This window comes from Haladaptatus sp. R4 (genome assembly GCF_001625445.1).
Lineage (GTDB): Archaea > Halobacteriota > Halobacteria > Halobacteriales > Haladaptataceae > Haladaptatus.
In genome coordinates, this window is sequence record NZ_LWHG01000011.1 from 598199 (window position 1) to 622940 (window position 24742).

Sequence of the window (24742 nt, forward strand, 5' to 3'; positions counted from 1 at the left end):
CCCTACTCTTACTCGCTCAGTTTTCCGACCCGTTCGGCTCGAAACCCGACCATCTCGTCGTAACCGTCGGTGGACATCAGGACGGGATAGAACGGCCGGTCGGCGCGGAGTTCGTTGGCCCGGTCGTCCTCTCTTCGGGCGAACACCTCTCCGTCCGCGACGCGGACGAAGTTCTCGCCGACGAACTCGTAGTTCGCGCCCTCCACGGCGTCGAACACCCGGTACAGTTCGGGGGAGCCGGCGTCCGAAAGGGTATCCAGTGCGTCCATCTCGCCGAGGAAGTTCCGGAGGACGCGCTCGGCGTTTCGCTCCGCTCGTTCGCTTCCCCGGTACCCGCACTCGACTGCCACGCCGTCGACGTAGTCGATGAGGCCGCCAGCGAGGTAGCTGATGTCCACGACGCGCCCTACGCCGGTCGCCCGCGCCAGCCGTTTCGTTCGGTCGTTCAGCCGCGTGACGAGCGCGAACGGCTCGGGTTGTGATTCCGTCGAGTGTAAGTCGAGGACGCCACAGCCGTCGAGTTCCGGCAGGAGTTCCGCCGCGAGCCGGGATTCGTGTGTTTTCCCGTTCGGGTCTCCCGGAAAGGCACGGTTCAAATCCTCGTCGATGAATCGGACGTTCTCCGCGATGGCCTCCTCGTTTGCGAGGACGAAGCGAACCGCGCGGGAGAAAGAGGGTTTCTCCGCCAGCACGCGCTCGACGGCCGTCTTTCCGCAGCGTTCGTTGCCGTGCAGGCAGGCGACGACGGCGAGGTCAGGGGTCCCGGCACCGAGGGTCTGGACGCGCATCGATAATCGTGCCACGCAGACCCACGACTTGAGGCTGTGGATTCCCGCACGACGTTGCCTCCTATTCTCGCTTTCGTTCGGTGTCGTTCTCGTCTATTCCCGCTTTTTCTCGTGTTCGGTGTCGTTCTCGTCTATTCCCGCTTTTTCTCGTGTTCGGTGTCGTGGGTTCGGAGTTGAACCTCCTTGTCCGTTATCCCGTGGATGGCCTCGTGCGGAAGCGGGTAGATGTCCTTCGCCTCGTCCTTCCACCCGAGCAGCATCTTGTACTCGTCGAGGAGGCTCGGATGCGGATCGACGTAGGCGATACCGTCCTCGACTTTGGTGACGATGCCGACCTTCTGCTCGTCCACGTTGAACACCGGCTTGTCCACGTCCTCGGGCTTCGGTGATTTTCGCATACGGGTCATACTACTGTCAGCACCTTCATATTATCCGTCGAACGGGGTGCCGTCGTCACCGACCACCTGTCGTGTGAACGTCGTCGCTCGGGTCGTACTCCATCTCTTCGGCGACGGTGCGAACGATTTCGGTCCCGAACTCGCGCTCGACGATGTGGAACGCGAGGTCGATACCCGACGTGACACCGCCAGCGGTCAGGATATCGCCGTCGTCGACGACGCGTGCGTCGACGACGTGTGCCGCTGAGTTCCGGAGGTCGGGGAGTGCCCCGGCGTGGGTGACTGCGGGACGACCGTCGAGAAGTCCCGCACTGGAGAGCAACATTCCGCCGGTGCAGACCGCGGCGATCATCGTTCCCCGTTCGTGGTGCGTCGCCAAAGCGTCGGGAAGGTCGCCTCGTTCCGCTTCCGTCCGCGCTCCCGCCTCGCTCCGGTCGTTCCATCCACCGCCCGGAACGACGATGAGGTCGGGTGAGCGGTCGTCGAGCGTCGCGTCGGGTTCGACACGGAGACCGTGGCTCGCCGTGATTCGTTCCGTTTCCGCGAGCGTACAGAGCGAGACCGTGAGGTCCGAACCGGCATCGCCCGCGTTCTCGAACACTTCGTACGGGCCGATGGCGTCCAACTCGTCGAATCCCTCGAAGAGGACGATAGCGATTTCCATGTTTCGACTATCGATAGGGGGTTTCGGGATAGTAAACCCGCTGGTGAACCGGATATCGAACCCCTGCCAGTCGTGGTTCCTCGTGCCGTCTCAATCGTCGTTCCTCGTGCCGTCTCAACACACTTATCTGGCGCGTGGCGCGTACCCAACCGCATGAGCGATATCGTTGTCACGCTCCCGGACGGTGCCGAACTCCAGATGGAGGACGGTTCGACCGTGGAGGACGTGGCGTACGAAATCGGCCCCGGACTGGGCAAGGACACGGTGGCAGGTGTCGTGGACGGCGAACTCGTGGACAAAGCGACGCCGCTGTCGGCGGACTGCCGACTCGTCATCGTCACCGACCAGAGCGACGAGTACCTGAGCGTCCTCCGTCACTCCGCCGCCCACGTCTTCGCACAGGCGCTGAAACGACTTCACCCGGAAGCGAAACTCACCATCGGCCCGTGGACCGACGAGGGCTTCTACTACGACATCGCGAACGTGGAACTCGACAGCGACGACCTCGCCGCAATCGAGGACGAGGCCCACGACATCATCGCCGAGGACCTCGACATCGAGCGCACCGAGAAGTCCCGCGAGGAAGCGTTCGACTTCTACGAGGACAACGAGTACAAACAGGACATCCTCGACACCGAGGCGGCCGACGACGACTCGATATCCTTCTACGAACAGGGCGAGTTCACCGACCTCTGTAAGGGTCCGCACGTCTCCTCGACGGGCGAAATCGGCGGCTTCAAACTCCTCGAAACCTCCGCGGCTTACTGGCGCGGCGACGAGGAGAACGACACGCTGACCCGCGTCTACGGCACGGCGTTCCCCTCCGAGAAGGACCTCGAACAGTACCTCACGAGAGTCGAGGAAGCCGAGGAGCGCGACCACCGCAAACTCGGCAAGGAACTCGACCTGTTCTCCATCGACGAGACGACCGGCCCCGGCCTCCCGTTGTATCACCCCAACGGGAAGACCATCCTGCGCGAACTGTCGGACTACGCGGGCGAACTCAACCGCGGCGCGGGCTACGACGAGGTCGAGACGCCCCACCTGTTCCGCACTGAACTGTGGAAGAAGTCGGGCCACTACGACAACTACGTGGACGACATGTTCCTCCTCGACGTGAACGACGAGGAGTACGGCCTGAAGCCGATGAACTGCCCCGGCCACGCGACCATCTTCGACCAACACAGTTGGAGTTACCGCGACCTGCCGATCCGCTACTTCGAGAACGGCAAGGTCTATCGGAAGGAACAGCGCGGGGAACTCTCCGGCCTCTCCCGCGTCTGGTCGTTCACCATCGACGACGGCCACCTGTTCGTGCGCCCTGACCAGATCGAACGCGAGATTCGCCAAGTGATGGACCTCATCTTCGAGGTCATCGAGACGTTCGACTTGGACGTGGAAGTCGCGCTCGCCACCCGCCCAGAGAAGTCCGTCGGCAGCGACGAACTCTGGGAGCACGCCGAGGAGCAACTCCGCTCCGTCCTCGAATCCAGCGGCATGGACTACGACATCGAAGCGGGCGACGGCGCGTTCTACGGCCCGAAGATCGACTTCGGCTTCGAGGACGCTCTTGGTAGGGTTTGGGACGGCCCAACGGTCCAACTCGACTTCAACATGCCCGAGCGCTTCGACCTGAGCTACGTCACCGAGGACAACGAGGAGGAGCGCCCGGTCATGATCCACCGCGCGCTGTACGGTAGCTACGAGCGCTTCTTCATGGTGCTCATCGAGCACTTCGACGGCAAGTTCCCGCTCTGGCTCTCGCCGGAACAGGTCCGCGTGCTCCCCGTCAGCGACGACAACCTCGGCTACGCCCACCGCGTCGCCAACCAACTCGGTGACTTCCGTGTGGAAGTCGAGGACCGCTCGTGGACCGTCGGCCGAAAGATCCAGCAGGCCCACGACGACCGCGTCCCGTACATGATCGTCGTCGGCGGCGACGAGGAGGAAGCAGGCACGATTTCGGTTCGTGACCGTCTGGAACGCGAGGAAAAGGACGTTTCGTTGGAGGAGTTCCGCGAGCATCTGGAAGAAGAACGCGACGAGAAGAGTACGGACCTCGCGTTCTTGGACTGAACCCCTGTGGTATTTCCCTAAGCGAGTTTTTCACGTGGAATCGACCGTCACGTCGTCCAATCACTCGATTTCTAGCTGGCCACTCCCACTATCTCCCTCTCCGCTGTTCTCGTCCCATTCGAGTTCGAACTCGATACTCAATTCACCGGGTCCGTCCGTCGGTCCCTCACGTTCGGCTTTGACCTCGAACGTCGGACGAGTTGGTGGCTCCATCGTCACGGACTCGGACCCCGATTTGAGCGTAATCGCGTCGCCTTGTTCCAACTTCTCGGCTACACGGCGAAGGTACGTTGCGATTTCTTCTCGACTCTGATCGCTCTCCGATTTGAACAGAACTTCTTCGGGCATGTAGACGTATACACAGCCCATACTGATAACTGCACCCTCTGCTTGGACCGCTCTGCTGAACTCATCCTCTGCACTGACACCATACTGCCCCGAACAAATCTCGAACGAACCACTCACCCAACCGACCCACTTTCCCGTCCACCTCGTCGCTTCCGCTCGTCTCCCGTCGAACGAACGGCCAGATTCACTCTATCCGCGCACGGAGGTCGTTCGCTACCTGTTCGGTCCCCGAATCGCCGCCGATATCGGGGGTTCGCCGCGGCGCTCGTCTCGGCCAGTTGGTTCGCGACGGCGGTCCGCAGCGCCCGTGCGACCGCCTGTTCGTCGAGGTGGCCCCAGAGGAGCTCCCACGAAAGCACCGTTCCAATCGGGTTCGCGATACCCTCGCCCATGATGTCGAAGGCGCTCCCGTGAACCGGTTCGAACATCGACGGGTACTCTCCTGTCGGGTCGATGTTCGTCGACGGAGCGAGACCCATGCTTCCGGAGATACCCGCGCCGAGGTCGGTGAGGATGTCTCCGAAGAGGTTCGAGGCGACGATAACGTCGAACTCCTCCGGTCGCCTGACGAAGTCCATGCTGGCCGCGTCTACGAGCAGCCGTTCGACGTCGACTTCGGGATAGTCCCGATGAACTTCGGTTACGATCTCGTCCCAGAAGACCATCCCGTGCGCCTGTGCGTTGGATTTCGTGATGCTGGTGAGTCGTCCTTCGCGCTCGACCGCGGCGGCGAACGCCGCGCGGACGATACTCTCGGTGCCTTCGCGAGTGTAAAGGGCACTCTGGATCGCGACTTCGTTCTCGAAGCCCTGGTATTCCCTGCCGCCCACGTCGGCGTACTCTCCCTCCGTGTTCTGTCTGTAGACGACGAAGTCGATATCCCCGTCGGCGTAGTTTCGCAGCGGACTGGTAACGCCCTCGAACAGGTAGGTGGGACGTTTGCAGACGTGTTGCTTGAATCCCTTCGTGATCTCTAGTCTGAGCCCACGCAAGGTCACGTGGTCGGGGACGTCGGGGTGTCCGACTGCACCGAGAAAGATGGCGTCGTAATCACGGAGTTCGTCGAGTCCGTCCTCCGGCATCATCGTCCCCTCTTCGAGGTATCGCTCGGATCCCCAATCGTACAGGGTCGTCTCGAACGAGACGTCGCATGCGTTGGCCGCGGCCTCGACGACCGGCATCGAGCACTCGACGACTTCGGTTCCGACACCGTCACCCGGAATCACCGCTATCTCATATGACATTAGCTACCATAAAACAGGCCATCACAAGGGTGTTATGAATCTCGACGTGTCGTGAATCCCGGTGTACCGTGGTGTTCGCAATGTCGAAATCCGTACTTCCAACCGACCCACTTCTCACTCCAACTCGTCGCTCCGCTTCGTCTCCCGCAGGATGAACGGTCCGATCGAAAGCGTCCGCTTGGCCACCGTCGCAATCCTGAGAATAAACGCCAGCAGGATCATGAACGGCGTGATCGCAATCGTGGACGCCAGACTCACGGTCAGCACGTCGTTGCTGATGCCGAACGTGTAGCCCGGAATCGCCCTCGCGTCGAAGTAGATTATCATCGAGATGGTGACCACGAGCGCGGGGACCGCCGTGTACAGCATGGCCCGCGAGAGGTTGACGAGTTCCCACTGGAAGTAGAGCGTCTTGAAGTGCTCGCGCGCCGGTCCGAAGAAGGTGAGCGATTCGATGATGTCCTCGAAGGCGTCGTTCGCCTCCTCGGAGAGCGCATCGGCGTGTTTGTGGCGGATCTTTCGCGCGAGGAAGACCTTCCACGAGTAGTTGAAGTTGAGGATGGCCGAGAGAACGTCGAACGTCCCAAACTGCGTGTCTTCGAGCGAGTCGCTCACCTCGTCCGCGTTGCCCGTCAGGCCGTCGACGTAGCTCCGAATCTCCTCTTTGAGGTCCTCGTCGCGGCTCTCGTCCACGGCGTCGGCGAGCGTGTTCGCCCGCGATGCGGTTTCGTCGAGGAGCGCTTTCATGAACGACGCCGGTTCGGGCGGTGCGGCCGGAACGTCGAGCGCGTCTTCGATTTCCCGGCGGAACTCCATCGCCCCCTCCATCCGACTCTGTTGGTCGCCGACCGGCCCGAGTTCCTGCGAGAGGACGAGTTGGTTCAGCGTCACGACGAGGGTCACGCCCGTGATGATCGCGCCGACGAAGCCCTGAAACACCGTATCCACTGCGTCGTCGCTCGGGCCGATGTACTGTTGCAGCGGCGACGGGTCGAGCACGCCCAACACGACCAGCGCCACGAAGACGGCTATCAGAGTACCACCCGCGACGAACCATCGGTTCGCCTCCATCAAAATCCACAGCTTCACCCGGCTCTCGTTCGCTCGCTCGCGCATCGTGTCCCCGGGTTGTGCGCTCCCACCAGAATCGCTCATGGGAAACGAAAAGTCGAGTACGTTGAAATAGACTCTTGCCGAATACGGTTGTTTTTGCCGGAGGGATTACGAATTGTTTTGTTCGGTCTCGCTCTCGGCGTCCGATTCCGATTCCGATTCCGATTCTTCCGCGGCGACTTCCGCTTCGATATCCGAGAGGTCGATTTCGTCGCCATCGGAGGACGTGGATGCCGGTTCTTCTTCGGGTTCGTCCTCGATTCCCATGTCGGCTTTCAGCGTCTCCAGTTCGGAATCGACTTCGCCGCTCGTGCGCATCTCTTCGAGTTCGCGGTCGAGGCTGCTTTTATCCGAAAGCGCATCCTCGAACGCGCCGGTGTCCTGCAGTTCGTCCATCGCTTCCGCACGGGCTTCCATGTCCTCCGTCTTCTCCTCGGCACGCTCGATGGCCATCCCGACGTCTTGCATCTCGTCGCCGACGCCGGTCATCGCCTCGGAGACACGGCTGTTGGCTTCCGCGGCCTCGTAGCGGGCTTTCATGCTCTCCTTCTTCGTACGGAACTCCTCGATGCGGTTCTGGAGTTCGTTCTTCTTCTCCACGAGGTTGTCCTGCGTGTTCTGGAGTTGCGCGATCTGACTCTCCAGGTCCTCGATCTGGTTCATCTTCTGCTTTTTCTTTTCGAGGGCCTGTCGGGCCAAATCCTCGCGGTCCTGCTTGACCGCTTGGCGCGCCTGATCGTTGTGCTTCTCGACGTTCTCTTCGAGGCGGCGCTTCTGGATTTCGAGGCGCTTTTTCTGCGTCGTGAGGTCCGCGATGCCCTGTTTGACGTCCTGTAGTTCATCGCGCATCTGCTCGTAGGAGTAATCGAGCGTCTCGGTCGGGTCTTCTGCCCTGTTGAGGACGGCGTTTACCTTCGAGCGGACGACGTACGACATGCGTGAGAGTACTCCCATACCACTATATTCAGAACCCGACCTTTAAAATCCTCACCAAGCTAACACGCCAGTGTGACTTCGAACAAAGTCGTCGTCCCCGGCGTCCGGGACGTACGGGGGTCGTTGGACGTGCCTGATGGGGAGACGGACGGGGTAATAGTCGCCTGTCCACCCCATCCGCAGTTCGACGGCAACCGAAACGACAACCGACTCGTCGCACTGTCGGAGTACCTCACGGACCACGGTGTCGCCTGTCTGCGCTTCGATTACGGCGATTGGGACGAAGGCTACGGCGAGCGCGAGGACGCCCGCAACGCCATGCGCTTTGCGCGCGAACGCTACGACTCGGTCGGAATCTTCGGCTTCAGTTTCGGCGGCGCGATAGCCACCCTCGCGGGCGTGGACGAGAACGCGGATGTCATCGCACTTCTCGCACCCGCCTCCCGACTCACCGACGATTTGGACGCCGCGGCCGCGCTGGACGACGTCGAAGTCCCGCTGAAAGTCCTCTACGGCACGCGGGACGATTTGGCGGACTGGGAACCGCTCGTCGAGCGCGCGGACGAACTCGGCTTCGAGACCGAGGAGTTCCCCGCCGACCACTTCTTCATCGGACAGGAACAGAAGGTAGCGAATCGACTCGGAGAATTTCTCGTTGCGCGACTCGAAAGCCCCGCGTAGACGCGACGACACGCCGTTTGACTCGATGGAAACCGAATCGTAAGCGGCGGCACGCGAACCGACGTTACAGCGATTCGGCGAGTTCGGTCAGTCGGTCGCTCCCGTCGCGGTAGAACGGCACACCGTGGCCCATCGCGGCGATTTCGAAGTCAGGTGCGCGGGACTGGAGGGAAAGGATGCTGTCGTGTACCGCTTCGGTGTCGTAGCTCATCGCCCACGCGGAGGCGGTCAGTTTTCCGTGATCCTCGAAAACGAGGTCCCCGAGGAAGGCGGTGCTCAGCGATTCGCTGACGTAGGCGAGGTGCCCGGGCGAGTGCCCCGGCGTGGCGTAGGCCGTGAAACTCCCGATTTCGTCGCCGTCCGCTACGGGATGGACTTCGGTGTCGGGTCGGGAAAGGAGCGCGCCTGCCACGCGTTGGACCGCTCCCTTGTGGTTGTGCCAGTCGGGCGCGTCCGCACCGGTGACGAGCGGAGCGTCCGCTTCGCCGACGTATATCGGCGCTTGGAGCGGCAGGCGGGCGAGCGCCCCGACGTGATCGAAATCGTAGTGCGTGATGAGAACGCGGTCGACGTCGTTGATGGAGTAGCCCGCGTCCCGCACCTCGCGCATGATGTCGCCGCTGTCGAAGGGCGTCCCGGCGTCGACGAGGGTCAGATCGCCGTCGTCGTCTGCGAGATAGCAGTTGACGCCGCCGAGGTCGAGCCACCACACGTCGTCCGAGAGTTGTGTCACCATGCGAGGTGGTACGACGGCTAGCCACTTGAGCATGAACGGGTGATTCTTCCAACGTACGGACGAACGGTCTTCCAACGCACGGACGAACGGTTGCCACCGCGTGGGCACGAACGGACGGTTTTTGGTCGTCCGCCACGCAACAGGTGGTATGGGAACGCCACTACCAACCGAAACCGGTGAAGTAGATCGGTGGCGGGCGATGAAAGCAGTCGTTCCGTTTCTGGCGCTCGGGTTGATAGACTTGGTGCTCATTCTCGGTTGGGGACTCAACCCGCTCTGGGGGTTCGCCATCCTCCCGCCGATGATCTTCATCAGCGTGCTGGCGTGGATCAGCTTCAAATCCGGATTCATCGACGAGAACGCGAGCGCGGAGTACTACGAGGGGGAGTAGCGTGCGCGACCGCTATCCCGACCTCGACCCGGACGATGGAGAGGTACTAACCGAGGAACTGGTCGTCACCGACGACGTGCTCGTGAAGACCTTCGCGCTCGGCCCCGGCGCGGAACTCAGCCCGCACGAACACGGCGACAGCACGAACGTCTTCCACGTCCTCTCCGGCGAGGTGACCGTGATTCAGGACGGCGAGGAGGAGACGGTGTCGGCACCCGGAGTGATTCTGCACGAGCGCGGTGTGAGCCACGGCGCGCGAAACGATTCGGACGAGCGTGCGATTCTGACGGCCAGCCTCTGTCCGCTTCCGTGACGGCGAGACGGGGTCGATTTTGGACGGCGTCGCGTCCCACTGGTCGCTGCCTCACTGAAATATCGTCCCGTCGTCTGTACTTTCGTCCAACTCCACGACGGACCCCTAGCCGAGGTGACCGCTTTCGGAACGATTTTGAAACCGCGATACATCCTCGCATGCATGAACCGAATCATCGGGGAGCGCGAGTTGGATGAAACCCCGTTCTCCGCGGAAGAGGCGCGAGAAACCTACCGGCAGATGGTTCTCGCCCGGCGATTCGACGAGCGCGCGATCGCGCTCCAACGACGCGGCTGGATGAGCAGTTGGCCGCCGTACCGCGGACAGGAAGCCTCGCAAGTCGGTGCCGCGCTGGCGATGGCCGACGACGATTGGCTCTTCCCGACCTACCGCTCGAATGGACTGCAGGTCGCGCGCGGCGTCCCGATCAGCGACATCCTGCTGTTCCGCCGTGGCCGACCGGAGTTCAACTCCGGCCACGACATCCCGACGTTCCCGCAGGCGGTTCCTATCGCAACACAAATCCCGCACGCGGCGGGCGCTGGCATGGCGATGAACTACCGCGGCGACGAGAACGCCGCCCTCTGTTACTTCGGCGACGGGGCGACGAGCGAGGGCGACTTCCACGAAGGGCTGAACTTTGCGGGCGTGTTCGACGCGCCGGTCGTCTTCTTCTGTGAGAACAACAACTGGGCCATCAGCCTCCCGCGACACAAACAGACCGCGAGCGAGAGCATCGCGGTGAAAGCGCAGGCCTACGGATTCGACGGCGTGCAGGTCGACGGCAACGACCCGCTGGCGGTTCGCCAGACGGTCACCGAAGCGCTCGAATCCGCCCGACACGGCGAACCCGTCCTCGTGGAGAGTCTGACCTACCGACAGGGTGCCCACACCACGAGCGACGACCCGAGCAAGTACGAGGACGTGGAGAAGGAACTCCCGGCGTGGCGGAAGATGGACCCCCTCGAACGCTACGAGTCGTGGCTCACAGAACAGGACCTCATCACCGACGAGTTCGTGGAGGAGGTCCACGACGAGGCGGACGAACAACTCGCCGAAGCCGTCGAGGAAGCGGAGGCCGTCGAAGACGTGGACCCGCACGACGTGTTCGACCGGGTGTACGCCGACCTCCCGCCGCGACTCCGCGAGCAGCGCGGGTGGCTCGATTCGTTCCTCGAAGACCACGACGTGTACGAACTGGAACACTGAGAAAAACGGGACCCCCGGACCCGTGTACCGAGCATCAATCGATGGAGATGTACGTTTTCGTGTCCACGACGCCGTCGAGTCCCTGAATCGACGAGGAGGAAGTCTGGAGTACTTCGTACACCTCGTCCGCGTCCACCTCGACGACGATGTCGTAATCCCCGGCGACGATGTGTGCCTCCCCGACGTTCTCCAACTCGCGCACCGAATCGAGCAATCCCTGTGACTTTCCTGCGGCCGTGTTCACCATGATAAATGCATGCACCATTATGGTGTGTGATACTCTATCATTCGAGAAAAACCTTTGCCCGGCGACGGTAGCTACCGCCGGTTCATCGGTGCTATCACGGACGGAGAGCGGCCAACTCCGGAGGAAAATTTGACGGGGGTTCGTCTCCGGAGAAAGCTTATTTACCCCCTCTGCCGTACAACCGTTCATGCGATTCGTTATCATAGGTGCCGGGAGGGTCGGCCTACGAACCGCTCGTGTCCTCCGCGAGGAGGGACACGAGGTGACGTTGGTCGAAAACGACACGACGAAGGCAAAGCGTGCGCGCACCGACGGTTTCGAGGTCATCGAAGGGGATGGGTCGCGTGAGGCGGTGCTCCAACAGGCGAATCTCGATGATGCGGACGCGCTGGGTGGGTTGACGGGTGATCTGAACGTCAACTTCGCGGCTTGTTTGATCGGTAAACACCACGGCTGTCGGACCATCCTCCGGATCGACGAGGATTACCGCGAGGACATCTACCGGAAGTACGCGAGCGACGTGGACGAGGTCGTCTATCCGGAACGCCTCGGCGCGATCGGCGCGAAGAACGCGCTCCTCGGCGGAAACATCCGTGCGATCGCCGATATCGCACAGAACTTGCAGGTGGTCGAACTCACCATCACCGAGGAATCTCCCATGCGCGGGTACTCCATCAGCGAACTCGAACTCCCCGCGAACTCGCGCGTTCTCGCGTTCGGCAAGCGCGACGAACGGATGGGGATTCCGCTCTCCGACGACTCGCTCGAAGTCGGTGACAGGGTCGCCGTCCTCGCCGACTTCGACGTCCTGGGTGACGTCCGCAAAATCCTCGTCGGCGACGGTAGTCGAGCGACTCCGGCAGGAGGTATTTAAAATGGTTGCCGCATACATCATGGTCAAGGCGAATACGGGCGAGGCGGACCGACTGAAGAACGCGATTCTCGACATTGAGGGGGTCGAGGACGCCCACATCGTCGCCGGGGACGTCGACATCATCGTCAAGGTCGATGTCGACAACCCCGCCGAAGTCAAGACCGTCGCTGCCGACGGTATTCAGGGCGTACAGGGCGTCGAGGACACCCAAACGTACATCTCGATGGATTGAGGTCCCGACGGAAAATCAGTCGTACTGCTGGTGTGCCCGGTTCAACATTCCCGCCGCTGGCTCACCGTACTCGTAGCCCGGAACGATCCCTTGCATCCACGTCCCCTCGGCGAAATCCACGATAGCCTTGGCGTCGTCGGCCGCCTTGTCGCTCCCCGAGAACTCGACCGAGAGAACTACTTCGTCCCCGTCGCGCTCGACCGTCGGCGGCGTCGCATCGTCCGCCGAAACGACGCTGTGAGCGTCTTCCAACCGTAGTTCGAGCGTTTCGAACCAGCCGGATTCGACCACGTCGGCGACCGGTTCGTCCGTCACGACGGCCGACAACGTCGGCATTCGTACGGTCACTTCGATGCTATCGTCCACCGTGACAGAGCCGTCGAACGGCGTCGTGGTTACGACGTACTCCTCGTCGTCGTCTTCGAATCCGTCGTGGAGACGAAACGCCCGTTCGACCGCGTCCTTCCGATTCATTGGTCCCGTTAGGGAGGGGAGAGGGAAGGGCGTTACGAGAGGTCCCGACGGACGTCGATCTCGGACGACCACCGCATCTCGTCGTCGTACATGACCGGCGTCTCCGCGAGACCGAAACACCGTTGCAGTTCGTCTCCCGTGAGCGTGAACGTCGGGAGATCGCCGCCGACGAGGAAGTATCGTTCTACGCCGTCGATGAACGGCATGGCGAACGATCCGATCGGGTTCCGACTCGTCGGAAACATGCGCATACGGAACTCGTACTCGTCGCCGCCCAACGGTTCGACGAAGAAGATGGTCGGTGCACTCTCCGACTGGACGACTTGGATGCCGCCGTCACCCACGACGACGTACTGATTGCCGACGAGTCGGCGACGCTTGGCGATCGAAAGCGCCGCCCGGAGCGGGAACCCGGCGTTGAGCAGTCTGGCAATCGTCCGTCCGATGACCGTCGCGCCGGCGTTTCCTATCTCGCTGTACGTGACGATGCCGCCGACGCTTCCCGCCTCGACGAGTCGCTTTCCGGGGACGTAGGACCGACACGCGTTCAACAGGAACATGTCCACGCCGATGTCTCCGACATCGGCGGGGTGGAGCAGTCCGTCGTGGCAGACGAACGCCTCGTTTTCGACGTGGCCGATGTAGTGGAAGAAGTCCGTCGGTTCTCGAAGATGGTTTCGAAGCTCCGCCGTCGAGCAGTTCTGTTCGACGGTCACGTCGAACGGCAGTCGGTCGCGGTTGCCGTACAGGGTATCCTGATACTCCGCCCGCATCTTCGGGTCGTTGCAGACGATGGTGATTTTGGCGTCGTCCGCCGACTCCTCGCGGTCCAACCGGTGTTCGAACCCGGACGGGAGCAATTTGTTTCCACCGACCGGTGCACCGTCCCCGAGCCACGCGTGTTCGAGCGTGTCGGTGTCCGACGGGAGGACGTACCGTTCGTTCGGAACCGGTGACGACGGATACGTCGGGTTCGTTTCCGTCGTCCGCGTGAATTCGTTGATAGCAGTCGGTGATGCGACCGCGCTTTTCGCTTCTCGGCTCCGTGTCTTCACGTCGATAACCGGCAAGTCCCTGAGGACGTACGGGAGCTGTGCTACGTTTTTGGCTTCGGCGGTAAGTTGTAGCGTGAGCCGCCACGTCGGAAGTTCGTCCTCGATGAGCGAAAACGGTACGTCGAGATACGCATCGAGTTGCTCGGCGAGCGACGCATCGTAGAGGGCTGCAAAGTCGAGATCGAGCATCGATCCGACCTGCTCGCGTTCGTGCAACTCGACTCGATACAGTCCCTCCGTTCGGGTGAGACAGTCGAGGAACAGCGTCTGTTTGAGGACCCGCGCCACTTCGCCCTCGAACCCCCGTTCGGGATGATCGAGCGAGTGGATGCCCCTGTTCGTGACGATTCGGGGTGTCTCGCCGGGAACGACGGTCGCCCCGAGATAGTACGCGAGCGGGACGACGGGGAAAACGAACTCGTATTCGGGTGGAACTTCGATGGTGATGCCCGTCTCCGGTGGTTGCAGGTCGTCCGGAATCCGAAGTTCGTCGCCGAATTCGACCACCGGGGGATGGCCCCTGAGGGTCGGAAACGAGCGCTCGGGGGAGAACGTCTTCAACGCCGACCCGAACGTCGAGACGGCGGCCATCACGTCCGCCGGATCGGTCGTCGTCGTCACCGTTCCCGCCGGTCGGGTGTGGTCCGACCGAGCGCCGATTTCGACGGCGACTTCGTCGCCGAACGAGATGTGGAATTCGTCGCCCCGAAGCTCGAACGTGACGGACGATTCGACGCGTAAATACGTCTTCACCTTCGTCGTCAGTTCGATGTAATACTCACTGCTGGGGAGCGTTACTTCCTTTTCGTAGTCGACAGCGGCGATCAGTTCCCCGGATTCGTCGCGGACGTAGGCGGAGATGACGAACGGGAACTCGATCCGATCCGTCCGGATGCGAGCGACGGCACCGACCGGTGCGTCGAACTCTTCGACCGGGACGGGTTGTGGGGTCACCGGTCGAGTCGTACCGATCGAGTACTGACTCCGTTCGAGTGGGTCGATGATGGTCAACCCGACGGGGTCGTCCCGTAGTTGGAAGAGAGGTTGGACGCTTGTTCCGACGGTATCGGAAACGGGTACGTCACTCATTGTTGGATGGTTTCAGAGGTCGAACCACTCGGTCGTATGATTCGTTTCACGGAGATACCAGCGCTGTTCCGGGCCGCTCTCCCCCGCGCGGAGTTCGATTATCGCGTCGAACTTGTGGGCTATCGCGGTGACTTGGGGAGACTCTCGCTCGATGGGGAGAACGTAGTGGGCCATTCCGGCGACGTCCTTGATGCGCTCGCAGATCGGACCGAGGAACGCATCGACTTCGGCGTCGTCGTGGTTTTCCACCAACGGACGGAGCGTGTCGAAGCAGAATCGAAGCTCCGCAGGGGCAAAGCCCCCATGACTCTCGTCGAGTTTATCGATGGTCTCGATGATCCTGTTTCGAAACTCACCGATATCGCCGTCGACGCGTTCGACGGTCAGGGTGTCCGACATCGTCGATTCGGTGCCAGCGGACCGCGCACCGGTATGATAGTCCACGACGTGAGCGTTGGAACCCATGCCGTTGGCCATCGCGAGGCGACTGCGTGCCGTCGCGATGCTCCGGTCGTGGAGCGCGAAGAGTCGCGTCCGATCGTGTGCCATCTCACCGAGAAGCGGAACGCTGGCCGCGTCGATCACGGAATCCGGAACCGCCCCGACGACGAGGAGATTCCCCCCGAGTTGCTTGATACGCGCCAAGCCGGGTTGCACCGTGATGGTTCCGTCACCACGGATGGTCACGTGATGACCGTACAGCGAAAACGAGAGTCGTCCACCCCGTCGCGCCACGCCGTCGTCGCGTGGTTTGAAGAGCCTGTCGAGCGCCTCCGGATCGATGACGTCGTAGAGTTGTTCGGGGATGTCCGAAGGTTCGACACCCGCCACGTCCGCAACAGCCACCGTTACCGTCGTACTGAGAGACTGCGGGCCGGTAAGGTCGTGTTGCACGCGATGGACGTCGCGTTCGTCAGAGGGACCATCCTCGTTCATATACTTTGTAAGCGTCGGCGAGCAACAGTCAAAAATCCATCGTCAATGACCCGACACGGGATTTGGGAAGTTCACCGGAAATCGTCGAATAGTATGGGGATTCTGACTTCAGAACCGATTAGAAATAGTTGGTGTAGGATCCCGATTGTCTTTTTATTGATACCCGCGTGAGTGCTCGGGCGGGTGCGAAGATGCCACGGAAATACCGAGAGACGGGGCGAACGAGACGAACTAGGACGATCCTTCCGTCCTCCTGGGAGTTGTATCGAGGAGAACTTCGACGTCGTACGAGCGGACGAAGATTGGGTCAGTCGTCGGTGACATCACTCGACCCACGAGTACGCACGGGAGGACAACCACGGAACCACGATCAACAGCACGCCGAGACAGCCCACGAGGAGCGCCACGGTATCGCCGAGCGTCCACTCGTTCGTCGTGCTTTCACCGCCATTCGACGGCGGATTTGGTCCGCTGGAATCGCCCCCAACCGTCGAGTTCGTCGTCGCGGGTATCGTTTCCGTCCGTGTCCTCGTTCGTCGGTTGGTAGTCGCCCACGTCGTTTTTCGTCCTGCACTGGTCGTCGCAGTCTTCGTAGACGCCGGTGGTTCCGTCGTTTCGGTCGTGCTCGGAGCCGTTTTCGTCTCGGTCGTCGCTGTCGTGGCCGTCGGAACCGCGGTGGCCGTCGGTGTGGCAGTCGTCGCGGTCGTCGTCCGTGTCGTCGCTGGGACTGTCGTCGTAGTTGCCGTCGTGGTTGCCGTCGTCGTGGTGGTCGCTGTCGTCGAAGTCGAGGTTTGCGTAGTCGTTGGAACCGTCGTGGTGGCAGTGGCCGTCGTCGAAGTCGTGGTTTGTGTGGTCGTTGGAACCGTCGTCGAGGTCGCTGTCGTCGAGGTCGTGGTTTGTGCGGTCGTGGTGGTCGTCGAAGTCGTGGTCGTCGCCGTCGATGTCGTTCCAGTTGCACTCGTCGTTGTCGATGTCGGTGTCGTTGTAGCCGTTGCAGTCGCTGTCGTCGCCGTGGCTGTGGCCGTCGTCGTTCCGTTCGTCGTCGTGTTGGTTGTCGTCCCGTTCGTCGTCGTTCTGTTAGTTGTCGTCGTCCCGTTCGTCGTCGTATTACCGGCCGCGGCGGAGGCGACTTGCGGTCCGTCGGGTCCGCCAATCGTCGAACTCGATATTCCGGCGAGAAGGAGTCCCGCAATGGAGACGAGGAGCAGCACGCGGGCTGTCGAAGTTCGCATGTGAACAGGGGACATAGATCGCTGCTCATCGATTCCCATCATCGACTGATTATTGTTACGATTATCCATGCAAAACTGCAGAATACTACGATATTTTTCGAGAAATTACCCTGTTTGTGGTCTATTTATGGAAGGGATTCTAAAACTACCAATTCATTGATAAAGGAACTCACACACCAATGATCAATAGTTGCCATCTCTCCATCGAAGGGATTCGAGCGGGTATTATTTACTCACTGAACGGATTCGATCCTCTTCCAGTATAGTTCGGTAGGGGGACAATTCGATGCTCGTTGAATTCAGATCACAGCAGCGCGGCTTCCTGTCGCTTTTTCACGACCACTGGAATCGACGTCGTATCGGTCTGACCGGCAAACGTCACGGTCACGGTCACGTGGTCGGGGAGCTTCCGCACCATCTCTTTCTGCGTCACCCCCGGCCGGTCGGTGCAGTCGAGACGAACCAATCCCCGTCGTGAGACGACAGGCCGGACGAGGTATATGCGTCGTCGAAAATCACTTCGATGCGCCGTTGAACCCTCCGGATCGCAATCCCCCCGGCTTTCATCTCTCCCCACTGCTCGAACGGCTCCGTCGCGTACGCAACCGCACCCGAACTGTTCCGGGCGGTCACGACCCTGACCTCGTTCGTCTTCGGGAGGTATTCGGCGTCCGTATCCTCGACGGTCGTTCGTACGTCGAGTGGCTTTCCGGTGGCTCGAACCCCGGGAAGCGGGGACAGACTGGCAGCGATTTTCTCCTTCGTGAACCCGTTCACCTGCGAGCCGACGAGGCCGAGTCCGGCCGCCGTACAACCCGCCGCGAGGAAGGCCCGTCGTGAAGAGGGGGACATTGTTGTTTCCACGAATAACGAGAATAAATGCTTTGTGCGAAAAATCCTTGCTCCCTGCTCATCGGGTGTGTCATCCCCTGTTTCGGTCGAAGCCAAAAATACGCGATCAGGAACGCTATTCCCTCCTACTCGAACACCACCTCCGGCGGCACTCGATGGCCGCAGGGCCACACCCGCGCGAAGCCCGGACCCGTACCCGTGGCGATTGCGATCGGTTCCTCACAGCGTGGACACCGCTGAACGGTACCCTTTTCTTTCGCAGAATCGTTTGTGCACATGCTTCGGTAGCGCCGAAGCAAGCGGGGTCGGAGCTCTTACCTCCGGCCTTTCGGCATAACCCGCTCGCTTCGTTGAATAAATGCCATTCTACGGGAATAATTCTATCGGTTAGGTGTTTCGATGTTGGAAAATGCGAGGGATGGGATTCGAACAACGACCGGACATGCTCACTGCGTTGTGCGCGCCCGGTCTAATTCGAACCCATCCGATCGATTCGCACGGCGCGACGGTTCGTCGCGCGACTCATGCGAGGGATGGGATTCGAACCCATGGACGTCTACACGAGCGGGTCTTAAGCCCGCCGCCGTTGGCCTGGCTTGGCAACCCTCGCGCGTCAGTCGATTGCCGCTTCCCCTGCAAGTGGGTTTCGGTTGGTACACGGCCCCCTCGTTTATTCGCGTTCCCGCCGAAATCACGTCCATGCTCGTCTTCTCGCGCGAAGTGTACGATATGCTCGTCAGCCGTGCGCGTCGGGGTCGCCCCGACGAGATTTGTGGAATCCTCGCGGGATCACGCGACGAGCGGGCCGAAGTCGGGGGCGTGTATCACGCCGAAAACGTCGCGGCGGACACGCGCACGAACTACGAGATAGACCCGGAGGAGCAACTCGCTGTCATGGATCGGATCGAAACGGACGGCTCCGAGGTGGTCGGCTTCTATCACTCCCATCCCATGGGTCCCGACGCGCCCAGCGAAACCGATGCCGCCGACGCGACGTGGGACGGCTACTCCTACGTCATCGTCTCGCTGAACGGCTCCCATCCGTTCGTCGGGTCGTGGCGCTGGACCGGCGAGGCGTTCGAACCGGAAGTCGTCCAACTCCGATAGCACGAGCCAACTAGGGGGTGGCTTTTTGAGGGCGCTCCGAACACAGGGGGCATGGACCGGAGCGAACGAACGGGAACCGAACGGTTGGACGACGGCGAACGGTTGAACGACGGCCACCGCGCGCTGTTGGCACTCCAACGCTGTCGAACCGTCCACGCGCCCGACGAGCGGGTTGCCGTCTTCGACGTGACCCCCGAACCGACCACTGATGGAATCGAACTTCGCGGACGCGTCTCGACGCCGCAACTCGAAGCCGAGGCGCGAGCGGCGGTCGAACGAGCAATCGGGACGGCGGTGACGAGCGACCTCGAAATTCTCGATGAACTGCGAACCGAGCGAACCGTCACCGGACCCGTCGCATCCGTGCTCGGAGACCCGGACGACGAGGCCGAACAGGTAACGCAGGTGCTCTACGGCGCGCGAGTCGAGGTGTTCGACGACGAGGGCGAAACCTGGTCTCGGGTGCGAACGCCGGACGGCTATCTGGGATGGCTCGACCGAAGCGCGCTCGCGCCGATCGAGGACGACGAAACGAACGCGGTCGTCGTCCGCGACACGCAGACGGAAGGGGGAAAGGCGGTGTACGCCGGAACCGACTGCCGAATCGAGGACGAAGGCGGGAACGAGACGACCGTTCGCTTCCACACCGGCGAGCACGCAACTGCCTCCGCGGGGGTCGTCCAGCGGCCACCCGAGAACCCGACCGGCGAGGCCGTCGTCGAAATCGCGCGGGAGTTTCTCGGTACCGACTACGACTGGGGTGGCATGACGAGCGACGGCATCGACTGCTCCGGACTGGCGTGGATCGCTTACCGAGTCAACGGAATCACCCTGCCACGCGACGCCGACCAACAGCGGGTCATGGGACGGCCCGTCGAGCGTGACGAACTGCTCCCCGGCGACCTGCTCTTCTTCCCCGGCCACGTCGCGGTCAGCCTCGGCGGCGACGAGTACGTCCACGCCTACGGCGGCGCGGAGTCGGTGGTAATCAACAGCCTCGACCCGGGGGACGACGCGTATATCGAAGATCTGGACGAGAAGTTCGAACTCGCGCGACGGGTCATCCCAGCCACGTGAACACGGCGTCGCCGATTTCCGCGATGGCGTCCGCCGCGTCGGCACCGTTCTGACGGGCGTCCCCGTTTTCGCCGTCCACCGAACCGACGCCGTCGATGAACACCGAAAACACGAGCGGTTCGTTCCGGTCGGGGACCGATAGGACTCCGGTATCCAACGCGGCGGTCGGAAGCCACCCGGTTTTGTGGGCGATTTCGGTTTCGTAGGGAAGGTACCGCGGAATCATCGACGTGTCCTTTTGTGCACTGAGCGGGACTCGCATTCGCTCGTACGCCTCGGTCGAGAGCGTCCTCCGACGAACGAAATCGGCAAAGAACCGGGCGCAGTCGAGCGGCGTCGTGGCGTTCGTCGGTTCGTCGTCCGGAATGTCGACGTCGAACTCCTCGAAGTCCGTCTCCTCCAGCGTCGCCATCATCTTTCGCGCGAGGCGGGTTCGCTCCATGCCGAGTCGGGCCGCCTCGTCGTTCACCGATTCGATGCCGAGGTGGTCGATGAGTTGGTTCGTCGCGGCGTTGTCGCTGACCGATATCATGGCCGCGGCGAGGTCTTCGAGGGTCGGCGTCGCGTCGAGTAAGTGCAACAATCCGCTTCCACCGACGCGGTTCTCCGAGGAGAGCGGACAGGGTCGGTCGAGTTCGTCGAGTTGGCCGTCGTATCGTTCGTAGAGGGCGTAAAGAACGGGGAGCTTGATCGTGCTCGCGCTCTGAAAGACGCGGGTCTCGTCGCGAGCGTAGACCACGTCGAACTCCCCATCGTCGGTCGGAAATCCGAGGAAGACGCCGAGTTCGCCCTCGATTTCGTCGTCGTATCGCTCGACGTATCCCGCCAGTTCGTCGCGCGTTTCGATGCTGGGCGTGTCAGGGCGCATCGGGAATCGACTCCGGTTTCGTTGCCATGCCGACACACTGGTCTCCGATTCCTACAAATAGTTTCGTGTCGGGGAAGGGGTAACGAAACGCGACGGTCGTCGCCTAGCATGGGAGGGCGAACGATTATCCTCGCGTTGTCGGATGTTTTGGCATGGAACTAGCGGACAGAAAGGAGCGACTGCGCACGCACGCCGACGACCTCGTTTCGGCGTTCGGGTCGCCGCTCTACGCCTTCTTCGAGGACGACCTGCGCACGAACTACGACACCCTCCGCGGAGCGCTGGACGAACAGTATCCGAACTCGGAGGTCCACTTCGCGGTGAAGGCCAACTACAACCTCGGCATCCTCTCGGTGCTACGGGATGCGGGCTGTAAGGCCGAAGCGTACGCCCGCTGTGAACTGACGGCCACGCAACGGGCGGGGTTCGAACCTGAAGACGTCCTCCTCACCGGCATGAACCGCACTCCGGCGGACATCGAGCGCGCGCTCGACTGGGGCGTCTCGCACCTGCTCATCGACAACGCGACGGAGTTGGAGAAGGTGGTCGTGGCCGGGAGGCGACCGGGGTGGTTCCGGACGTGCTCATCCGCGGTAATCCCGCGATGGACGTGCCGACCCATCCGGAGGTTGCGACGGCCACGCTGGAAAGCAAGTTCGGGCTGGACATCGAGAGCGGGCGGGCGATGGCCGTCGCCGAGAAGGCGGTCGAATCCGACGCCGTCTCGCTCGCTGGCGTGCAGTTGCACGTCGGCAGTCAGGTTCGCGGCGTCGAACCGTACGGCGTCGCGGCCCGCGAGATGCTCGGCTTCGCGGCGGACGTGCGCGACGAATTGGGCGTCGAAATCGACGTCCTCGACCTCGGCGGCGGCTTCCCCGTCCCGTACGACGAGGACGTCCCCGCGACCGAGGACATCGTGTCGTACATGGCCGACACGATTCGGGAGAGCTGTGAGACACACGACCTTTCGGAGCCGAAGTTGTTCGTCGAACCCGGACGGCGACTCGTCGGCAACGCCGGGACGTTTGTGGCGACGGTCGGCGTGATCAAGGAGACGCCGTTCGCCGACTTCGTGGTGCTCGACGGCGGGACGAACGCGGTCTCCTCCTACTGGCCGTACCCCGTTTATGCAGTGAAAGACCGCGACCCGAGACAGGAATACCACGTCGCCGGGCCGCTTTGCTACTCGGGGGACGTGATAAGCGAGGACGTTTCCCTTCCCCAACTCGGCCCCGGTGACCTCGTGGCGGTGGACCGAATCGGCGCGTACTCGCTCGGGAGCGCGAGCCACACGAACGCCGAGCCGAAACCCCCGGTCGTGCTGGTTCGAACGGACGGTACGCACGAACTACTCCGACGGCGCGAGACGTGTGACGACGTTCTCGGGCGGGATTCGATTCCGGACGGGTTGGAACGGTGAACACCGTGAGAAAGATATTTCGAACGACGAATGCCGTGAGAAAGACATTTAGGCGGCGCGTTCCCTGAAAAATCCATGCAACCACCGAACCCGCTGTCGCCCGATCCGGCGGGTGGAATCGACGATACGGGGAGCTTTTTCGCGGGTCTCGTACCGGACCCGGTCGCGCTCCGGTGTCTGTCGGTCGAACTCCGCGCGCCGAGGGAAATCGTCGTGGGCGAACCGACCACGTTCCTCCTTCGGATTCGCAACCGACTGCCCGCGCCCGTGAGCGTTCGATTGCCGACGAGTCGGCTATGGGGATGGGCGGTAGACGGTATTCCGGAGGCGGACGAACGGGGGGTTCGAACCGCCGGAGACCTCACGGACGGTTGCGTTTCGGACCCGTGAAACCAAACAGTTCGAGGGGGCGTGGGACGGTCATATCCGGCGCGCGGGAATCGACGGCGACGTGTGGCGGCCTGAAGCGGGAACGCACACGCTCAGCGTCCATCTCGCGACGGAGGATCCACGGCGGCAGCTATCCGATAGCGTACAAGTAACGGTCGTATCGAGTCAATCCTAGTATGAAAGGGCGGCGTTATATGCCCTGTTCATCTTTGCTATTAGGTATCACGAACCGGGCGACTTGTCCCGACGAACGATATCATGACAGAAAAACCAAAATATTCGTGGAACCGGCGGCGGTTTTTGACGGTGAGTGCCCTTGGCGGAGTGACGGCCATCGCAGGATGTGGCGGGAAGAGCACGACCGGAGACGGCTCAGGCGGTGCCGGGACTTCCGACGGTGGTAACACGAATACGAACAGCGGCAGCGACGACGGCAACGGCAACAGCAACGCGAAGAAGGGCGGGACGTTCGTCAACGTCGCACCCGAACAGGCGACGACCCTCGACCCGCGGATGAACGAACTCGCATGGGCGAACGGGATGATGCACTACCTCTTCGACGGGTTGCTGGCCATGAAACCCGACGGGAGCGAACTCGTCCCGCACCTCGCAAAGGAACTCCCGAAACAGCAGGACGACACGACGTTCACCGTCCCGCTCAAAGAGGGCGTCAAGTTCCACAACGGGGCCGAACTCACCGCCGACGACGTGGAGTACTCGTTCAGTTGGGTGCTCGACTCCGACAACAAATCCACGAATCAGGAGAACCTCTCCTTTGTCGATAGCGTCGAGAAATCGGGTGACATGGAGGTTACGTTCAACCTCAAGCACCCCTACGCGTTGTTCGAACAGACGCTGGCGGGCATGAACGCCGCCATCGTTCCGAAGAAGTACGCGAGCGACAAGGGCCAGAAGAAGTTCTCCCGGAAACCCGTCGGCACCGGGCCGTTCAAACTCAAGAACTGGCAGGCCGGGTCTTCGCTCACCCTCGAACGCTTCGACGATTACTTCATCGACGCGCCGAACCTCAAACAGCTCAAATATCGCGTCATCCCCGAGTCAGATACCGCGTTCTTCGAACTCGCGAGCGGGGGCGTTCAGCAGGCGTCGGTTCCCGAAAAGCTGCTCGGGAATGCCCAGAGCAAAAAGAACCTGAAGATAAAGCGTATCTCGCAGTTCGACTACAACGGTCTCATCTTCAACGCGAAGCACGAACCGTTCGACAACCGCAAGGTGCGCGAAGCGATGCAGTACCTCGTCGATTACGACGCGATGCTGAAGGTGACGAAGGGGGAACTCGGCAAGCGCACCTACGGGTACATGCCGACGGAGGTCAACAAGGCGTGGGACTTCCCGTGGCAGGAATGGAAGAAGAAGTACTTCCCGAAAAAGGACCACGATAAGGCGAAACAACTGCTCAAAGAGGCGGGATACGGCGACGGCTTCGAGGTTGACCTGCCGACCGCCGCCTCTGGGAAGTTCAAGAACATGGCCATCATGCTCCAGAACGAGATGGAGAACGTGGGGATCAAAGCCAACGTTCGGGAGATCACCATCGGCCAGTGGCTCGACCTGCTCGACAACGGCAAGTACGACGTGACGTTCTACGGCTGGTCCGGCGGGCAGGACCCGGACGGGTTCTTCTACTACCTGTTCCGCGACCCGCAGAACGACGACAGCCCGGTTCCGGACGATTACGTCGGCAACGCCTCCGCCGGAATGCTCTACCAAGCCTATCCGGACAGCAAGAAGCTACAGGACGCCGACGCGAAGATTCGCAAGGCGCGCACACTACAGGACCGGGACAAGCGTCGGAAACTGTACATCGACATCGCGGAGACGTTCCAGTCCGAGTATCCGCACATTCAGGTGTACTCGGAACAGTCCGCGACCGCGTGGAACACGTCGGTGAAGGACTACGACCCGACGGCCTACGTCGCCCAACCCCTCTGCAACGAGTGGTCGAACTCCTGGCTTAGCAACTAACTCCCC

At 61.8% G+C, this 24742-nt stretch carries 28 protein-coding genes, 1 tRNA gene and 2 pseudogenes; 14 read left to right on the forward strand and 17 right to left on the reverse strand.

The window, feature by feature from the left end:
• Positions 1-8: 8 nt before the first annotated feature.
• The 3 genes from A4G99_RS06705 to A4G99_RS06715 form a co-directional block, all read right to left on the reverse strand.
• A complete protein-coding gene (locus A4G99_RS06705; protein ID WP_066141032.1) occupies positions 9-788 on the reverse strand; it encodes a M14 family metallopeptidase in 780 nt (259 codons plus the stop codon).
• 131 nt (positions 789-919) lie between these two features.
• Positions 920-1186 (reverse strand): hypothetical protein, encoded by a 267-nt coding sequence (locus A4G99_RS06710; RefSeq protein ID WP_066141035.1) that lies wholly within the window; start codon positions 1184-1186, stop codon positions 920-922.
• A gap of 55 nt (positions 1187-1241) precedes the next feature.
• Positions 1242-1850, reverse strand: a complete 609-nt coding sequence (locus tag A4G99_RS06715) for a DJ-1/PfpI family protein (RefSeq protein WP_066141038.1) — start codon at positions 1848-1850, stop codon at positions 1242-1244.
• A 153-nt stretch (positions 1851-2003) separates the two neighbouring features.
• On the opposite strand from A4G99_RS06715, the gene thrS reads away from it, so the two are divergent.
• Positions 2004-3926 carry a threonine--tRNA ligase gene (thrS, locus tag A4G99_RS06720; protein WP_066141042.1) on the forward strand — a complete coding sequence of 641 codons (1923 nt, stop codon included), beginning with the start codon at positions 2004-2006 and terminating at the stop codon, positions 3924-3926.
• A gap of 60 nt (positions 3927-3986) precedes the next feature.
• Here the strand turns inward: thrS and A4G99_RS06725 are convergent, their stop codons facing one another.
• The 4 genes and pseudogenes from A4G99_RS06725 to A4G99_RS06740 all read right to left on the reverse strand — a co-directional run bounded on the left by A4G99_RS06725 (position 3987) and on the right by A4G99_RS06740 (position 7585).
• Positions 3987-4274, reverse strand: coding sequence for an amphi-Trp domain-containing protein (locus A4G99_RS06725; RefSeq protein ID WP_066141045.1), 288 nt, complete (start codon positions 4272-4274; stop codon positions 3987-3989).
• Between the two features lie 184 nt (positions 4275-4458).
• A pseudogene (locus A4G99_RS06730) lies at positions 4459-5518 on the reverse strand (isocitrate/isopropylmalate dehydrogenase family protein).
• 114 nt (positions 5519-5632) lie between these two features.
• Positions 5633-6673 (reverse strand): hypothetical protein, encoded by a 1041-nt coding sequence (locus A4G99_RS06735; RefSeq protein WP_066141049.1) that lies wholly within the window; start codon positions 6671-6673, stop codon positions 5633-5635.
• Positions 6674-6739: 66 nt separating this feature from the next.
• On the reverse strand, positions 6740-7585 hold the full coding sequence (locus A4G99_RS06740) for a PspA/IM30 family protein (RefSeq protein ID WP_066141052.1): 846 nt from the start codon (positions 7583-7585) through the stop codon (positions 6740-6742).
• Positions 7586-7639: 54 nt separating this feature from the next.
• Here A4G99_RS06740 and A4G99_RS06745 point away from each other — a divergent pair, with 54 nt between their 5' ends.
• Entirely contained in the window at positions 7640-8248 is a 609-nt protein-coding gene (locus A4G99_RS06745; protein WP_066141054.1) for an alpha/beta hydrolase, read from the forward strand.
• A gap of 64 nt (positions 8249-8312) precedes the next feature.
• Here A4G99_RS06745 and A4G99_RS06750 read toward each other — a convergent pair whose 3' ends face one another.
• Positions 8313-8984, reverse strand: a complete 672-nt coding sequence (locus tag A4G99_RS06750) for an MBL fold metallo-hydrolase (RefSeq protein WP_066141057.1) — start codon at positions 8982-8984, stop codon at positions 8313-8315.
• Positions 8985-9132: 148 nt separating this feature from the next.
• Between A4G99_RS06750 and A4G99_RS06755 the strand changes: the two genes are divergently transcribed.
• The 3 genes from A4G99_RS06755 to pdhA all read left to right on the forward strand — a co-directional run bounded on the left by A4G99_RS06755 (position 9133) and on the right by pdhA (position 10897).
• The gene (locus A4G99_RS06755) at positions 9133-9375 is read left to right on the forward strand and encodes a hypothetical protein (protein WP_066141059.1); all 243 of its coding nucleotides are present in this window, start codon (positions 9133-9135) and stop codon (positions 9373-9375) included.
• Between the two features lies 1 nt (position 9376).
• Positions 9377-9688 (forward strand): cupin domain-containing protein, encoded by a 312-nt coding sequence (locus A4G99_RS06760; protein WP_066141063.1) that lies wholly within the window; start codon positions 9377-9379, stop codon positions 9686-9688.
• 162 nt (positions 9689-9850) lie between these two features.
• The gene (gene pdhA, locus A4G99_RS06765) at positions 9851-10897 is read left to right on the forward strand and encodes a pyruvate dehydrogenase (acetyl-transferring) E1 component subunit alpha (RefSeq protein ID WP_066141067.1); all 1047 of its coding nucleotides are present in this window, start codon (positions 9851-9853) and stop codon (positions 10895-10897) included.
• A gap of 34 nt (positions 10898-10931) precedes the next feature.
• Here the strand turns inward: pdhA and A4G99_RS06770 are convergent, their stop codons facing one another.
• Positions 10932-11162, reverse strand: coding sequence for an Lrp/AsnC ligand binding domain-containing protein (locus tag A4G99_RS06770; RefSeq protein ID WP_066141070.1), 231 nt, complete (start codon positions 11160-11162; stop codon positions 10932-10934).
• A gap of 169 nt (positions 11163-11331) precedes the next feature.
• Here A4G99_RS06770 and A4G99_RS06775 point away from each other — a divergent pair, with 169 nt between their 5' ends.
• On the forward strand, positions 11332-12018 hold the full coding sequence (locus tag A4G99_RS06775; protein ID WP_066141073.1) for a TrkA family potassium uptake protein: 687 nt from the start codon (positions 11332-11334) through the stop codon (positions 12016-12018).
• A gap of 1 nt (position 12019) precedes the next feature.
• A complete protein-coding gene (locus tag A4G99_RS06780; protein WP_066141075.1) occupies positions 12020-12250 on the forward strand; it encodes an Lrp/AsnC family transcriptional regulator in 231 nt (76 codons plus the stop codon).
• Positions 12251-12265: 15 nt separating this feature from the next.
• Here the strand turns inward: A4G99_RS06780 and A4G99_RS06785 are convergent, their stop codons facing one another.
• The 3 genes from A4G99_RS06785 to A4G99_RS06795 are packed head-to-tail and all read right to left on the reverse strand — an operon-like array spanning position 12266 to position 15804.
• A complete protein-coding gene (locus A4G99_RS06785) occupies positions 12266-12724 on the reverse strand; it encodes a DUF5813 family protein (protein WP_066141078.1) in 459 nt (152 codons plus the stop codon).
• Positions 12725-12756: 32 nt separating this feature from the next.
• A complete protein-coding gene (locus A4G99_RS06790) occupies positions 12757-14868 on the reverse strand; it encodes a caspase family protein (protein WP_066141083.1) in 2112 nt (703 codons plus the stop codon).
• A 12-nt stretch (positions 14869-14880) separates the two neighbouring features.
• A complete protein-coding gene (locus tag A4G99_RS06795) occupies positions 14881-15804 on the reverse strand; it encodes a HalOD1 output domain-containing protein (protein WP_066141086.1) in 924 nt (307 codons plus the stop codon).
• 621 nt (positions 15805-16425) lie between these two features.
• On the opposite strand from A4G99_RS06795, the gene A4G99_RS25790 reads away from it, so the two are divergent.
• Positions 16426-17040, forward strand: coding sequence for a hypothetical protein (locus tag A4G99_RS25790; RefSeq protein ID WP_190303709.1), 615 nt, complete (start codon positions 16426-16428; stop codon positions 17038-17040).
• Positions 17041-17340: 300 nt separating this feature from the next.
• On the opposite strand, the gene A4G99_RS28610 is transcribed toward A4G99_RS25790, so the two are convergent.
• The 3 genes from A4G99_RS28610 to A4G99_RS06810 form a co-directional block, all read right to left on the reverse strand.
• Positions 17341-17469 (reverse strand): hypothetical protein, encoded by a 129-nt coding sequence (locus A4G99_RS28610; protein WP_255359051.1) that lies wholly within the window; start codon positions 17467-17469, stop codon positions 17341-17343.
• On the reverse strand, positions 17466-17888 hold the full coding sequence (locus A4G99_RS06805; RefSeq protein WP_066141092.1) for a hypothetical protein: 423 nt from the start codon (positions 17886-17888) through the stop codon (positions 17466-17468). Before A4G99_RS06805 ends, A4G99_RS28610 begins: the two co-directional genes overlap by 4 nt.
• Positions 17889-18413: 525 nt before the next feature.
• Positions 18414-18498, reverse strand: a tRNA-Leu gene (locus A4G99_RS06810).
• Positions 18499-18587: 89 nt separating this feature from the next.
• On the opposite strand from A4G99_RS06810, the gene A4G99_RS06815 reads away from it, so the two are divergent.
• Both A4G99_RS06815 and A4G99_RS06820 read left to right on the forward strand, forming a co-directional pair.
• Positions 18588-18995, forward strand: a complete 408-nt coding sequence (locus A4G99_RS06815; protein WP_066142407.1) for a desampylase — start codon at positions 18588-18590, stop codon at positions 18993-18995.
• Positions 18996-19046: 51 nt separating this feature from the next.
• Positions 19047-20072: a C40 family peptidase gene (locus A4G99_RS06820; protein WP_082837718.1), complete on the forward strand. Its 1026-nt coding sequence runs from the start codon at positions 19047-19049 to the stop codon at positions 20070-20072.
• Here A4G99_RS06820 and A4G99_RS06825 read toward each other — a convergent pair.
• Both A4G99_RS06825 and A4G99_RS27020 read right to left on the reverse strand, forming a co-directional pair.
• Positions 20056-20940 carry a serine hydrolase gene (locus A4G99_RS06825; RefSeq protein WP_066141095.1) on the reverse strand — a complete coding sequence of 295 codons (885 nt, stop codon included), beginning with the start codon at positions 20938-20940 and terminating at the stop codon, positions 20056-20058. The genes A4G99_RS06820 and A4G99_RS06825 overlap by 17 nt on opposite strands.
• Positions 20941-21098: 158 nt before the next feature.
• A complete protein-coding gene (locus A4G99_RS27020) occupies positions 21099-21254 on the reverse strand; it encodes a hypothetical protein (protein ID WP_223301804.1) in 156 nt (51 codons plus the stop codon).
• A gap of 6 nt (positions 21255-21260) precedes the next feature.
• On the opposite strand from A4G99_RS27020, the pseudogene A4G99_RS28615 reads away from it, so the two are divergent.
• The 4 genes and pseudogenes from A4G99_RS28615 to A4G99_RS06840 all read left to right on the forward strand — a co-directional run.
• Positions 21261-21425 (forward strand): annotated as a pseudogene (locus tag A4G99_RS28615) (diaminopimelate decarboxylase); the annotation flags it as partial.
• Positions 21426-21508: 83 nt separating this feature from the next.
• Complete coding sequence (locus A4G99_RS06830) at positions 21509-22360, forward strand: hypothetical protein (RefSeq protein WP_255359052.1); 852 nt, start codon at positions 21509-21511, stop codon at positions 22358-22360.
• Between the two features lie 75 nt (positions 22361-22435).
• Complete coding sequence (locus A4G99_RS27025; protein ID WP_223301746.1) at positions 22436-22750, forward strand: hypothetical protein; 315 nt, start codon at positions 22436-22438, stop codon at positions 22748-22750.
• Between the two features lie 258 nt (positions 22751-23008).
• Positions 23009-24736, forward strand: coding sequence for an ABC transporter substrate-binding protein (locus tag A4G99_RS06840; RefSeq protein ID WP_066141098.1), 1728 nt, complete (start codon positions 23009-23011; stop codon positions 24734-24736).
• Positions 24737-24742: the final 6 nt, after the last annotated feature.

Bases quoted from the DNA above. Each gene is read 5' to 3' on its own strand.
- A4G99_RS06840 (WP_066141098.1), top strand. From the start codon at position 23,009: ATGACAGAAAAACCAAAATATTCGTGGAACCGGCGGCGGTTTTTGACG.
- A4G99_RS06790 (WP_066141083.1), bottom strand. From the start codon at position 14,868: ATGAGTGACGTACCCGTTTCCGATACCGTCGGAACAAGCGTCCAACCT.
- A4G99_RS06725 (WP_066141045.1), bottom strand. From the start codon at position 4,274: ATGCCCGAAGAAGTTCTGTTCAAATCGGAGAGCGATCAGAGTCGAGAA.
- A4G99_RS06750 (WP_066141057.1), bottom strand. From the start codon at position 8,984: ATGGTGACACAACTCTCGGACGACGTGTGGTGGCTCGACCTCGGCGGC.
- A4G99_RS06815 (WP_066142407.1), top strand. From the start codon at position 18,588: ATGCTCGTCTTCTCGCGCGAAGTGTACGATATGCTCGTCAGCCGTGCG.
- A4G99_RS06710 (WP_066141035.1), bottom strand. From the start codon at position 1,186: ATGCGAAAATCACCGAAGCCCGAGGACGTGGACAAGCCGGTGTTCAAC.
- A4G99_RS06770 (WP_066141070.1), bottom strand. From the start codon at position 11,162: ATGGTGCATGCATTTATCATGGTGAACACGGCCGCAGGAAAGTCACAG.
- A4G99_RS06715 (WP_066141038.1), bottom strand. From the start codon at position 1,850: ATGGAAATCGCTATCGTCCTCTTCGAGGGATTCGACGAGTTGGACGCC.
- A4G99_RS06780 (WP_066141075.1), top strand. From the start codon at position 12,020: ATGGTTGCCGCATACATCATGGTCAAGGCGAATACGGGCGAGGCGGAC.
- A4G99_RS06820 (WP_082837718.1), top strand. From the start codon at position 19,047: ATGGACCGGAGCGAACGAACGGGAACCGAACGGTTGGACGACGGCGAA.
- A4G99_RS06705 (WP_066141032.1), bottom strand. From the start codon at position 788: ATGCGCGTCCAGACCCTCGGTGCCGGGACCCCTGACCTCGCCGTCGTC.
- A4G99_RS06775 (WP_066141073.1), top strand. From the start codon at position 11,332: ATGCGATTCGTTATCATAGGTGCCGGGAGGGTCGGCCTACGAACCGCT.
- A4G99_RS06795 (WP_066141086.1), bottom strand. From the start codon at position 15,804: ATGAACGAGGATGGTCCCTCTGACGAACGCGACGTCCATCGCGTGCAA.
- thrS (WP_066141042.1), top strand. From the start codon at position 2,004: ATGAGCGATATCGTTGTCACGCTCCCGGACGGTGCCGAACTCCAGATG.
- A4G99_RS06740 (WP_066141052.1), bottom strand. From the start codon at position 7,585: ATGGGAGTACTCTCACGCATGTCGTACGTCGTCCGCTCGAAGGTAAAC.
- A4G99_RS06805 (WP_066141092.1), bottom strand. From the start codon at position 17,888: ATGTCCCCCTCTTCACGACGGGCCTTCCTCGCGGCGGGTTGTACGGCG.
- A4G99_RS27025 (WP_223301746.1), top strand. From the start codon at position 22,436: ATGCAACCACCGAACCCGCTGTCGCCCGATCCGGCGGGTGGAATCGAC.
- pdhA (WP_066141067.1), top strand. From the start codon at position 9,851: ATGAACCGAATCATCGGGGAGCGCGAGTTGGATGAAACCCCGTTCTCC.
- A4G99_RS06825 (WP_066141095.1), bottom strand. From the start codon at position 20,940: ATGCGCCCTGACACGCCCAGCATCGAAACGCGCGACGAACTGGCGGGA.
- A4G99_RS06755 (WP_066141059.1), top strand. From the start codon at position 9,133: ATGGGAACGCCACTACCAACCGAAACCGGTGAAGTAGATCGGTGGCGG.
- A4G99_RS06735 (WP_066141049.1), bottom strand. From the start codon at position 6,673: ATGAGCGATTCTGGTGGGAGCGCACAACCCGGGGACACGATGCGCGAG.
- A4G99_RS06785 (WP_066141078.1), bottom strand. From the start codon at position 12,724: ATGAATCGGAAGGACGCGGTCGAACGGGCGTTTCGTCTCCACGACGGA.